A 12726-nucleotide genomic window follows, 5' to 3' on the forward strand; every position below is an offset into this window, starting at 1 on the left:
CCAAAAACGTTACAGCATGCAATTGTCAGCTGCAAAGGCTCGATAGCGCTCAGAGCAAACAGTGGCAAGATACTCAGATAATTACATATGAACCTAACTTCCAAATATTCATTCCAGGAATATAAAATATAATAAATAAAATTGTTATTTAATTATTGAGGGTATTTTTGTTGCTAAAATATATATTGTGTATGTCAGCGCAATTAAATATTGTGAATACTGGTCTGAAATGACTAGAAACAGATCTGTTTGGTTCAGAATCGCAGGGAATGTTAGTTCCAAATAAAATAATATCTTCGAGAAGATTGTATATCTCGTCGATAGTCTCCTGTAAATCATCTGTAAAAATATCGCGGCTAAGATAGTCCGATTTTTTTAGGAGGGACCTAAATTTTTCTAGAACAGTCATATAAATTCCTGTAGTTATTATAAAATTCAACGAATTATTAATAAAATAAATATATATTATATATTTGTGCTCCTGTTGGTTATATTCACTAATCCTCTATTGGTTTTTCTCACGTTTTGGGGAGGTTATTGCGAGGCACACAATCTCCCACTCGTTGGGACATTGTTTGTTTTTAACTTGATGAAGTTAAGGAGGCATTAATACTCCGATGAAGAAAGGTACGATTGTTATCCTTTTCCCATGGAGACATCGAAAAGCCATCGATTGAATTTCGTCAGCCTCGAGAAGGCTGGTCCAATCCTTATGCCCCATAGGGCTTCGTTCAGAATTGGACACCTTTGGCACCAAAGAGCACAGTCACTGACTCGTGCGTTAGGTGACGAACGGCTTAGTCTCTGTTTCTTTCGCCGAGGGAGGATCTGGCTGATGACGAGGGCAGAGAAGCTACGGGATCACTACTCGGCCCTGATGTGAGGCATTGGGCGCTTATAACGAGACCTGTGCGCGGGTGGTAGATTTAGCTGTGGCCATCTGTGTCTATCGAGAAAACCGATTTATTGGTCAACATCTTCTTCGTATTTGTCACGTTGACACAGCGCGTTGCATGACTGACGCGGTCGCCGACCCGTCACGCGGCGAAGGCGAGGATGGTGAGGGTCCGTCTGAGATTGTAGGCGATGGCTGTGACGTGGATCTGGATGGCGGCCTTGGCGAGCCCTTGCCATCGCATGCGGCGAAGGCCGTAACTTCGTTTCCAAGTGCCGAAGATCTTCTCGATTCGGCCCCGGGTCCGATGGACGGCGTCGTTCCAGGCCTTCAACCTGGCAAGTGTTTCCCGTTCGTCACGTCCCCACATTGCTGTTGCGGCAACGCGGAGCGTGCCGCCTTTCGACCGGACGGCATCGCGGAAATGATCCCCGCGATAGGCGCTGTCAGCAAAAACCTCGCCAGGATCGTCGGGCACGGCATCCGGACCCGCGCGCCCATCGTTGATATTGGCTGGCGTGATCGAGATCCGCTCGACCAGAGCCGTCGTGGCATCGGCGCCGACATGGGCCTTATAACCATGCACGGCCTTGCGGCCCTTGTGCTTGACCCATCGTGCCTCGTCGTCACGTTCCGTCTGCGCTGCGATGATCGTCGCATCGACGATCGTGCCGGTCTTGATCCGGATCGCACGCGCTTTCAACTGAGCCGTCACCGCCTCGAACAAGGCCTGGTCGAGCGAGTGGGCGGCCAGTTCGCGTCTGAACTGCACGAACGCCGTGCGCTCCGGTGTCGTTTCCTGTGCGGAAAATCCACAAAACCGGCGAAAGGATGCCCGATCATCCAGTGCTTCAGCCAGCCTGACGTCCGAGAGATCGTGCCAGACCGCAAGCAGCATCGCACGGAACATCGCAAGCGGCGGCAAGGCTGCTTCGCCTTTCGGCGCGGGATAAACCTGCGCCAGCAGGGCCGCCACCGGTCGCCAATCGATCAGCTTTTCAATCTCATACAGTGACGACGGCTTGCGATCGGACCGTGAAAACACAAGACAGTCCTGACCAATCAGTCGGTGCGCCATCGCCCTCTCCTGACTCAATACCAGCCAAAAGAGAATCACCATTCGTCCGAGAAATCCACCACCCGCGCACAGGTCTCTATAACAACTCCGCTGCGCCCTGACTTATATGTGATTGCCTAACGGTATCGTTCTGGAGCGACCTGCGATTCACCGGATGCCGAGCCGGGCGGGAGGCATCTGAATGAGCGGGGCGTTAGCGTTGCGTGAGGATTATGATGCGGCGGGACTGCGTGCGCTGGCGCGGACAACGAGACATGCGGACCAGGCGCGTCTGCTTCTGGCGCTGGAGGCGATCTACGATGGTGCTTCACGCGGAGATGCGGCCCGACTGGCCGGGACGGATCGGCAGATTGTGCGGGACTGGGTGGTGCGTTTCAACGCCGAGGGCCAGGATGGCGTGCGGGATCATCATGGCGGCGGTGTCGTTCCCCGCCTGACCCCCGCCATGTTGGAAGCCCTGATGCGCCGGATCGAGGACGGCCCGATCGCTGCCGTGCATGGGGTGGTGCGCTGGCGGCAGGTTGATCTGGGGCAATGGCTTTATGAGGAATTCGGCGTCTCTCTTTCGCGCAGCCGGCTGAGCGCCGTTATCCGGAGCCTCGACTTCCGCCTTCTGACGGGACGCCCCCGGCACCATGCCCAGGATCCCGAGGTCCAGGACATTTTTAAAAAAGCTTCCCCGACGTCATAGCCGCGATCCGGGTCCGGCACCCCGGCAAGGCCATCGAACTCTGGTGGGGCGACGAGGCGAGGGTGGGCCAGAAAACGAAGCTGACGCGCCGCTGGGCCAGACGCGGCACCCGTCCACGCGCGCCTTGCGATCAGCGCACACGTTCGGCCTGGATCTTCGGAGCGATCTGTCCGGCGCTAGGTAAGGGAGCGGCCTTCGTCCTGCCCTGGTGCAACCTCCACGCCATGAACCGGCATCTCGACGAGATTTCGCAGGCCGTAGCGCCGGGCGCTCACGCCCTCCTCATCGTCGATCAGGCAGGGTGGCATACCAGTTCGAAACTCGATTTCCCCGCCAACATCACCATCCTGCCGCTCGTGCTCCGCAACATTGTCCCCATGACCAGCCTTAAACGGACTCTTAGGTTCCGACGATCATAAATCTTTAACTTTTTTTAGATAGTGCTCGAATACATGTTGAGGAGATAGCTATGGCTAATTGTGATTGGCAAGCAGCGGAGCGGGTGGGGTTGATCGCTCGCACGTCTTCTGTCGCGGAACACATCGACCGGGTGGCGGGGCAGTGGACGGTCTCCGGCGCCCTTGGTAACAACGACGCAATGTGTCGGGCCGATCACGACGAGATGCCTCCCGAAAGGGACCCCGAATTTTCGTTTCTCTATAGTGATGAAGGATGAGATGCCTCAAGGTGCAACGGAGGTTCGGCATTGACGGTTGCGGACGACTACACACGCGTTGCCTTGGCGCAGGTGGCGGATACGTCGTCATTAGGGAATACGACCGGATCAGGAAACCTCGCATCTTTCCTATGATGATCGTCAGCGACAATAGCACCGAGAGGACCTCGAACGCGATCATGGCTCGACTGGAAAAACGGCCGGTGCTGCGGCACTATATCGTACCGGCCGAGCCGCAGTAGAACGGGTTCGTCGGGAACTTCAACGGCCTGTTGCGGAACGAGCGCCTTAACGAGCATCTGTTCTGATACCTCACCCACGTCCGCTCGGTCATTGAGGCTTGGCGCGCTGACTAGAATGCCATCTGGCGCCACACCAGCCTCATAGGCATGACACCAGATTCATTCGCCTAACAAGCCCAAACATACTGCAAATTCCTTGCTTGCCAGACATCTGCGCAAGACAGGACCATCCACGACCAATCCGCCTGTTCTTTGAAAAAGTCCGAGCCTGCACGTTCACTACCAGCCCACCGGGCCGCCGCACTGTCAAACCAGACCCCGAATATAACTCACATTTTTAATAACCGTTCATAATAATTACAATTGAAACAATTATACACTAATTTTTTCATTAAATTAATGAGCCATTTGTGATCGATGTGATATTGAATTACGCTTATCTATGAAACAGAAGCTTCTGTGATTATCGGTGTGTCTATTATGTTCTCTCCGTCACTTTCTCTCCCGTCAAGGACGGCATATATTTCATCTATAAGGCTTACTAACTCTTCCAGTCTTTTCTGTCTGTGCAAACTGTTTGCCCGTTGCAGCATGGCATAAAACGTCAAATTCGATAGCATTTTTAAATTCCCAAGGGGTCGAACGACAAAAAAATTTAAAATTCATTGTTGTAACGTCTTGTAAATAGCGAACTTAATAGAAACCCAAACTGCCCTAACAGTAAAGTACGTTTTGTCAAAAAAAACACAAATTTTTATGTTGCTAGTGAAACGTTAAACCAGCCTAGCACTGGGTAGGTGATGAAACATTTGAGATCGAGGGCGTTTACCCGCGTCAGGGCAGATTTTCCGGTGGATACGGATTGGTATGAGGAGCAAAGAGAATGACTCTTAATAGGGGTATGTCTGCTCATAGCAGAGCAGCCATCACAAGTCTTATTGGCCGGAAGGTGGCGGACGTCCGCGTCAGGCAAGTGATATCTCCAGACGCATTGGAAGAGCTTGCCTCTCTCGCCTCTGGAAGGTTGAAGCTAATCGAAACCGGACTACTACGACCTGAGCCTGAGGAACTCATTAGGATTTCTAATGCTTTAAATGTCACTGTAATCGATCTTCTTCCTTCCGATCGAGAACTCGTTGGCATAGCCGCTGGAGATTGTTAGGCTATTGTAGATATATAATCTATATAAATCAGTATAAACAATAAGCGTAATTTACATTATTATTTAAGTTTCTTTACAAAATGATTTTTTTTACGTCTTACCTCAGGCACGTTAAAATGACGGCCATATTCCGGCGTTGGAGCAGCACCGAGGTGATAAAGGCTACCACAGTATCGTGATATTGGTCTTTACCGTGTGGAACGACGAGGAGATGGTGAGTTTTCTATCGCAAAGCTCGTTCAACGGAAGGCGATCCGATTGATTTGGCCGTTGGATATGACGGTCTGAGTGCGCCGCGTTCCAGTGCTACGGCAGGACATCGGCGAGCCAGGCTTGCGGGTCGCTGTCGTTGAGCCTGGCGGTGACGATTAGAGCGTTTTCTGCGCTGAATGAATCGTGAGGGATTCCCAAAGTTATTGTGATCTGATTCAAGATGACAGCCGGGATGGGGGCCGGTTGTGGATGTCATCACGCACATTGTCTCTGGATCTCCGCGAACGTGTTGTTGCGGCCGTATCGAATGGTCTGTCACGTCGTCAGGCGGCCGAACGGTTTGGCGTCAGTCCGGCAAGTGCGGTGCGCTGGTGCGCTCTTGCCGCCACGACCGGCAGTGCCGCCGCCAGACCGCGTGGCGGGGATCGTCTGTCTCACCGGATCGAGGCACAGGCAGAGCGTATTCATGCGCTGATTGCCGAGAAAGACGATCTGACCCTGTCCGAAATCCGAGCCCGACTGGCTCAGGACGGCCATCACTTCGCAATTGGCACGCTATGGCGTTTCTTCGCGCGTCATAAGATCACATGGAAAAAAAAGACCGCTCACGCGGCGGAGCAGGATTGCCCCGATATCCTGACACGACGACAGGAGTGGTTCGATGACCAGCCCGATCTTGATCCGGAACGACTGGTCTTCATTGATGAGACCTGGGCTTCCACCAATATGGCGCGCCGTTATGGGCGGTGTCTGCGCGGCCAGAGACTGCGTTCCGCCGTGCCACATGGTCACTGGAAAACGACAACATTCGTCGCCGGGTTACGGCTGACCGGCATCGTGGCACCCATGGTGCTGGATGGTGCGATCAACGGTCGCAGCTTCCAAGCCTATGTCGATCGCGTGCTGATACCCGACCTGCGACCCGGTGACATCGTCATCATGGACAATCTCAGTTCTCACAAAGGTCCCGGCGTTCAGGCTGCCATCGAAGCGGCAGGGGCGACCATGCGCTATCTCCCGCCCTACAGCCCGGACTTTAACCCCGTCGAGAAGGCCTTCTCCAAACTCAAGGCCCATCTCCGCAAAGCCGCAGAACGCACCCGCGACGCCCTGTGGGACAGGATCGGCACACTGATCGATCAGTTCTCCTCCACAGAATGCGCAAACTTCTTCACCGCAGCAGGATCTGAGCCAGATTGAGAGGAAAACTCTCTAGGGAACAAATGGCGACAGCCGGTTCGCCGCCACGATCGGAGCCCGCGAACATCCGGGCGCGCCTTCCCAGAGCATCCCGCGCAACACTCGTTCGGCGGCATTATTCGACAAGCAAATTCGACCGCCCTACACGAACCGCGTGAAACTGTCGGGGTGGGTCAGGATGTAGTTCCCGTCCGGGAAATCCTGCGCCTTCTGATGCGGCACCTAATCCGTGGCGGTGAAGAAGTTGGCGCATTCTGCATGGGTGACCTGATCGATAAGGATGCCGATCCTGTCCCCAGCCCGTCGCGTGTTCGTTCAGCGGCGCGGTGGAGATGGGCCTTGAGTTTGGAGATGGCCATCCCGATCGGGTGACTGTAGGGCGACAGGAACTTCAGGCTGGCTGCCTGACGGCGGAACATATGGGGCCAGCCTGCTGTCTGAGTGTCGCACAGCAGAGCGAATTGAAGGGCGTGGTCGAGGCGGGGCCTAATCGGCAGCGTGAAGATGTGCTGCGCTGGCTCCGGGTTGTAAATGCTGGATGAAAAGTCCGCAGAAGTGCTGGATGAAAAATCCCCAGTTTCTGGTTTCTGGGGATCAGCCAGGGCCTTGATCGTCGGTTCCTCTCCTGGGTGGCCGTCCACGGCGTTTTGGCAGGGGGGGGCAGATTGGCGTGGGCCCGGGTGTGTTCCGGCACCAGGTCCGCATGTTGACGCAACCGGTAGCTGGCGCCCTCGATCTGCACGACGATGGCATGGTGCAGGAGGCGGTCGAGGAGCGCGGTTGCCACCACCGGATCCCCGAACACATCGCCCCATTCGGCAAAGCCCCGGTTGGAGGTCAGGATCATCGATCCCTTTTCGTATTGGGCATTGACCAACTGGAAAAACAGATTGGCGCCGCCGCTGGTGATCGGCAGGTATCCGATCTCATCGACGATCAACAGTGCGGCCCGGGCATAGAAACGGATCTTTTCCGCGAGGCGACCTTCGCGCTCGGCACGGGCGAGCGCCTCGATCAGTTCGGCGAGGGTGCAGCGATAGACGCTGCGTCCTGCCTTTACGGCGGCGACACCGATGGCCGTGGCGAGGTGGCTTTTGCCGGTGCCAGGTGGCCCCAGAAAATGCAGCACTTCCGCGCGGGCGATAAATTCGAGCTGGGCGATTGCCATGATCCGGTTTCGCTCGAGGGAGGGCTGGAACGAAAAATCGAAGCTTTCGAGTGTCTTGATCGGCATGAGGCGTGCGGTTCGCAGGGCGACACCGATGCGCCGTCCCTCTCGCAGGCTCAGTTCCTCGGCCAGCAGTTCGTCGATCGCCTCGATCGCGCTGATGTCGCCGCGCTCCAGGCGGCCGAGGGTCTGGTCGAGGGTTTCCAGGGCCCGCGCCATATGCAGGTGGACCGGGCTCTGGCGGATGCGTTCGGTCACCGGTGTCATGGCTGGTCCCCCGTTCGTGTGGTGGCCAGCCTGCGGCCGACCGCCTCATAGAATGCGAGTGGCCGGCGTGCGACATGAGCCCGATCAGGCGGGGTTCTGATCTGACGCGCCACGGGCACGGCCTTGCGGTGAGCAGGATCGACGCGTCGCTGGTTGCGCCCGTCCAGCACCGGATGGCGGGCGATCATGGCGCCCTCCTCGAAGATCCGGACTTCCATCGGATGATGCTGAATCTCGAGAATACGGCGCCGGGCGGTGTCCGGCACGCTGTAGAGATTGCCACCGACCGAAACCATGCCTTCATGGCTGACGCGGCGCTCGACCGTCAGGACGGCGTCATACGGATGGGCTGGCAGGGCGCGCAAATGAGGCCGCTCGTCGGCGAAATGTTCCGCGACGATACGACCGGTCGTGGCATGACACCTGGCATTGGCGATGGTGCGCAGCCAGTCGTCGAAGCGGGCGTTGAGTTCATCAAGGTCACGAAAACTCTGCCCGAGGAAGAAATCCTGCCGGATATACCGGAACGGCCGCTCGACCTTGCCCTTTGTCTTGGCGCGATACGGCTGGCACGCGCGCGGCGCGCTGCCGTAATGGTCGAGCAGAGCGACCAACGAGGGATTGTAGGTCACGATGCCCGTGGGGTCTTCGCCGAGAACCGCGGTTTTCATGCGGTCATAGAGGATCTCGGCGCAGCTTCCGCCCATCGCCTCGAAGGCGGCGATATGGCAGCGCAGGACGGTTTCCAGGGTCTGGTTCGGGCAGAACCGGCCCCAGAGCCAGCGGCTGTTCCCCAGCGCCATGCTGAAAAGCCAGACTTTGCGCGGCGCCTGCGGCTCGGTCAGGAACGTCACCGGAAATTCAGCGAAATCGACCTGCGCCTGCTCGCCGGGAGCGGTCTCGAAACGCCGCTCGAACACCTTGGGCACCTGCGGCCTGACGAGCCGCAGATATTCCGTCAGCGTCGAATAGGCCCCGTCATATCCCATCGGCGTGATCTCGCGGTGCAACCGGCGAGCGGAGAGTCCAGGATACGTCTCCAGCCTTTCCAGCAAATACACACGAAAGCGTTCGGCAATACGCTCGCTCTCTGCGCGGGGGCTGTAGCGTGGGGCCTCGATGCCCCGGGCCAGATATCTGCGCACCGTCTTGCGGTCCAGGCCCGTCTGTCGCGCGATCGCGCTGACACCCAGTCCCTGTCGTTTCAATTCATGGATCAACACAGTCTCCCTGACGCCAATCACCTGCTCGCCCTTCCGTCGGCATAGGCAGGTTATTTGGGGAACGACCGTCCTGGCGGGGGCATGCCCCCGCCAGGACGGTCCTCGGTCAAACTGGGGAAATTTCAGACAGCCGTTTTGGGGAGATTACATCCAGCACTGACACGGGTCGATCTGCAACGCGTGATCGAAGAGCGCTTCTCCTTGATTTCGGTCACGGCATGCTCCAGCGCGTCCTCGTTCGACACGGGGTAACCGGCTGCTTGAGCAGTGTCGTTAATCCTGCTGCCCGTTTGTAAGGTGTTGCCATAGCCCGGCAACTCTACGGCAAAAGTTTGTGTAGACGATTGTCCTTGTGATCGTTGATTGTGGCGAGGCCGTCCGCGAGATGATCGTGCGGGTTGAGGCCAGAAAGTTTGGCGCTTTCGCCAATGGTAATGGCGTCGGCGATGTTCTCTCTGGCGACATCAGAGCCGGCAAAGAGATAATTCTTCCTGCCGGATGCAGAACGGCCGCCCGGCGCGTTTGGAAACGTTATTCACTCGGCTGGGGAACCGCTTTAGAGAAAGACCTGGCGTTGTCAGTTACCATCACGACAATATATTTTTTACAGATATTTTCTTTAATACGTAGTAATTTCCTTGATGCTGGAGACTTCGACTCTAGAACTGGCTGTTTAATCGAGATATGATCGGCGACGAATCTCATTTGGGGCTGAGGGAGCGCCCCGCTGGCGAGATACTTGGACAGATCGAAGATCTCATCGTTTTCTTCTCGCTGCATATCAAATCACAGCCAAAGTCGAATGACCGGTCATATCCGAAAAAATTACATTCCCGACTGAACTCAAAAAACTGACATTGTCGTGGCCCGTCATAATGACCGACGCTCCGGATGAGCTACTTATATATGTGTTGTGATCATGATAACTTACTTGAAGGTCATCAGAAGAGTTAACACCTGTAAGCAATATCTCGCCATTTTTGGGCGAAAAGTTATTTAAAATAAGGTTTGCTTTTTGAGTCATATCTATATCAATAGTGCTATAAGCAGAATCTACTAAATCCGCTGTTAACGTTCCTGATTCGACATGTAGTAAGTGGCTGGTGGAGGCAGCCGCATTGTATGTTGCATCTGACGTGATAGTTATCGCGCCATTATCCGATGCAGTTCCAATAATAGCAAGGCTACGACTACCTACAAGGTCGGAAAAATTCACCGAACCAACATCACTTAGTAAACCGACCGATCCAACCTGGATATTGAGAAGAGTAACGCTCCCATTAGAACCTGAGATCACAGCATTTCCATCGCCGTAGTAAACGCTGAGATCATTAAAGGATGTTAGCTGCGTGGCGAGTATCATGCCATTGCTAGTCGTAAAATCCTCAACGATCGCGTGCGATACGGCGGAAAAGTCTTCTTTGAGAGTTGTGTAGCTATGGTTATTTAGTGTTGCAAAAAGATTTCCACCTGACATAACTATACTGTATTTACCACTATCAGCGGAAAATATTTTACTTTCACCATTGTCAACTGTAGTTATTGGCGCCGCCTTCGCAGAAGTTAAAGGCGGCGTAGGTGTTGATAATACAGCTAATGTAATAGATCCTTCTAGCTGAGAAAAATCTATATTACCAACATTAGTAATGAGAGACACATTGTCAGTGTTTTCTATCAGCAACTTGCCAGAATTTCCACTCTCTGCGATAATAGCATTTCCGTTTTCATAAGAAATTTGCACATCTGAAATATTATGTAAATGCGTTAGCAGAATCATTCCATTTTGCGTGTTAAATCCTGCTAAATCTACGTAAGAATCTGCAGACATATCTTCAATAATTTGAGTGTAACTACCTGACAGTATGGCAGAAAGAGAAGAATTTTCAACTTCTATGCTTTGAAAGTCATTCCCAGAGCGGTAGGCAGGAACATCATTTGTGTCCTTAGTTGTTTCGACTTTTATTGTTCCGGAATCACTATCCGTTGAGACACTAATACCATAACCAACAGAATTATTGAATGATAATTCACCGGACTTCTGATATTCAGTTATTATTGCTTGTTGATCATTATATAATATTTTTACATTTTTGACACTGTCAACGCCTGTTAATAATATTGTCGACGTGGTGGAATCAAATCCAGAAATCGTAGATTGGGATGCTGACAGGTCTATGGATGCAGAGGAAGAGCTATTTCCGAATACTATATTTGAATTGCCTCCTTCTTGTGATAAATAAGAATTATTATTCATATCTATTTCTGATGAAGATCCAGATATTATATTAATACCTGCATATTCCTCAAGTATTATTTTTTCGGATTGTCCGGATAGAGTTACTCCAGAAGACATATCATCGTAAATTGTTCCTTCGATTGCACCAATATTTACGGTTCCATCACCTGTAAGTGTTACTGTTGCATTACCGTCTACAGTGGCACCCCCTCCTTGTTGAACCAAAGTTAATGTAGCGCCTAGAGCGTGGATATCTGCGATAGTCCCACTTTGAACTGTCAGAATATCTGCTCCGTAACTATATACCGTCTGAACATTAGATGCCGATCCGCCGGCATCTAATAAAAGATTTGAGCTACCATCGGAGGGGGTGGTAGTATAGGAGTGCTTATCTTCCTGCAAAATACCTGATACGGATTGTATTTTTTTTGACGAAGGATCATAAGTTAGTGTTGAATTTTCGTCTTCGGTAATAGAAACATTGTTCACATCGAATGATGCGCTTACATTGGATAAAGAGGCATTTCCTAGATTTCCACTTTCGCCACCGATATAGCTTGAACCGAGATTCCAGTTAGAAAGATCCTGATAATAGACTGCATGAGATGGGTCTTGTGCGGACAGGACCCTGATTACTTGTTCCACTGCGGCAGTTAAATCTATAGATACGTAAGAAAAATTATCAGTCGAGGTTGTAGAAAGAAAGTCCTCAGTAGAATTATAGCCGTATAATTTTGAACTTGAAGTAGTGGATAATGCCCCCAAGTCACCAATATTAAATATCATACCTGATGAGGCGGCACCATTTAACGTTGAATATCCAGCCTGTAAAATCGATTCTCCACGAGAATCATATACCACTGACTGTAAAAAAAACTCCATTTGTGGGGCATTAGATATACGTTTAACCATATTAAAACCAATGGTAAAATTATTTCCGAAACTAACAAGTCCACTACTTCCTGTTACGTTTAAAACACGTTCGTTTGCGGAAAAAGTAACTTGATGATCGAAAGTGACGGATGTCCCTATATTTTTACTTGTTTGAATAAAAACATCATTTAAGTCTCCGCCCTGAACTTGAAATCTATACGTATACCCCTCTAAGTGGGTAGTATCGGAAGACGCTTCGGTCTGCTCTGTGGCACTATAAACAACGAAACTAGAGCTACCTTTAGATGATAGAGCTGAACCCTGTGTCCATACGGCTATAGGGTTGCCTAGAGTTGTATCCTGGAACAGCACACCACTTAAGTCTGGAGATGATGGATCAAAATATTGACCAGCCCCCCATTGTGTCAGATCCCAATCATAAGAATATGATCCAGAAATATTTGGCAATACACTATTGAACTGCTCAATTCCGGAGACAACATTTCCTGTATTGAATTTAAAGTTTGGCCCAGATGAGCTTGGGTTTTGGAAAATATATTTAATTTCGTCATTATTTTCCTTTTGTGTATATTCAGACATTATACGGCTCCCGACGTATTGATTGCATCGACTCGATGGTAAGCCGCTGTTATTAACGACTCGTGAAGGCAGCTGACCGCCAGTGCTGGCCACCGGAAGGGACGGAGACATTCGGAAATATCGAAGCCGGCATGCTCGAAGCGACGCAGTTGGCCGCGTTGCACGGCGCAGTCGCCGACGCCAGCGACCATGAGAACAAAGC

At 52.2% G+C, this 12726-nt stretch carries 4 protein-coding genes and 5 pseudogenes; 3 read left to right on the forward strand and 6 right to left on the reverse strand.

The window, feature by feature from the left end:
• Positions 1 to 1037 precede the first annotated feature (1037 nt).
• Complete coding sequence (locus HUK82_RS10360; protein WP_176613887.1) at positions 1038 to 1973, reverse strand: IS5 family transposase; 936 nt, start codon at positions 1971 to 1973, stop codon at positions 1038 to 1040.
• 181 nt (positions 1974 to 2154) lie between these two features.
• On the opposite strand from HUK82_RS10360, the pseudogene HUK82_RS10365 reads away from it, so the two are divergent.
• Together HUK82_RS10365 and HUK82_RS10370 are read left to right on the forward strand one after the other, a co-directional pair.
• Positions 2155 to 3032 (forward strand): annotated as a pseudogene (locus tag HUK82_RS10365) (IS630 family transposase); the annotation flags it as partial.
• Positions 3033 to 5206: 2174 nt separating this feature from the next.
• Complete coding sequence (locus HUK82_RS10370) at positions 5207 to 6157, forward strand: IS630 family transposase (RefSeq protein WP_176613888.1); 951 nt, start codon at positions 5207 to 5209, stop codon at positions 6155 to 6157.
• A 13-nt stretch (positions 6158 to 6170) separates the two neighbouring features.
• On the opposite strand, the pseudogene HUK82_RS17440 reads toward HUK82_RS10370, so the two are convergent.
• A pseudogene (locus HUK82_RS17440) lies at positions 6171 to 6295 on the reverse strand (IS66 family transposase); the annotation flags it as partial.
• A 278-nt stretch (positions 6296 to 6573) separates the two neighbouring features.
• On the opposite strand from HUK82_RS17440, the pseudogene HUK82_RS10380 reads away from it, so the two are divergent.
• Positions 6574 to 6684: pseudogene (locus tag HUK82_RS10380) on the forward strand (IS630 family transposase); the annotation flags it as partial.
• A 236-nt stretch (positions 6685 to 6920) separates the two neighbouring features.
• Here the strand turns inward: HUK82_RS10380 and istB are convergent.
• The 4 genes and pseudogenes from istB to HUK82_RS10400 all read right to left on the reverse strand — a co-directional run.
• Positions 6921 to 7592, reverse strand: a pseudogene (gene istB, locus HUK82_RS10385) (IS21-like element helper ATPase IstB); the annotation flags it as partial.
• Positions 7589 to 8836 (reverse strand): IS21 family transposase, encoded by a 1248-nt coding sequence (istA, locus tag HUK82_RS10390; protein WP_176613889.1) that lies wholly within the window; start codon positions 8834 to 8836, stop codon positions 7589 to 7591. The pseudogene istB and the gene istA, both read right to left, overlap by 4 nt.
• Positions 8837 to 9134: 298 nt before the next feature.
• Positions 9135 to 9351, reverse strand: a pseudogene (locus HUK82_RS17610) (transposase domain-containing protein); the annotation flags it as partial.
• Positions 9352 to 9596: 245 nt separating this feature from the next.
• Positions 9597 to 12524: a hypothetical protein gene (locus HUK82_RS10400; RefSeq protein ID WP_176613890.1), complete on the reverse strand. Its 2928-nt coding sequence runs from the start codon at positions 12522 to 12524 to the stop codon at positions 9597 to 9599.
• Positions 12525 to 12726 lie beyond the last annotated feature (202 nt).

This window comes from Ameyamaea chiangmaiensis, assembly GCF_013376175.1.
Lineage (GTDB): Bacteria > Pseudomonadota > Alphaproteobacteria > Acetobacterales > Acetobacteraceae > Ameyamaea > Ameyamaea chiangmaiensis.

Bases quoted from the DNA above. Each gene is read 5' to 3' on its own strand.
- HUK82_RS10360 (WP_176613887.1), bottom strand. From the start codon at position 1,973: ATGGCGCACCGACTGATTGGTCAGGACTGTCTTGTGTTTTCACGGTCC.
- HUK82_RS10400 (WP_176613890.1), bottom strand. From the start codon at position 12,524: ATGTCTGAATATACACAAAAGGAAAATAATGACGAAATTAAATATATT.
- HUK82_RS10370 (WP_176613888.1), top strand. From the start codon at position 5,207: ATGTCATCACGCACATTGTCTCTGGATCTCCGCGAACGTGTTGTTGCG.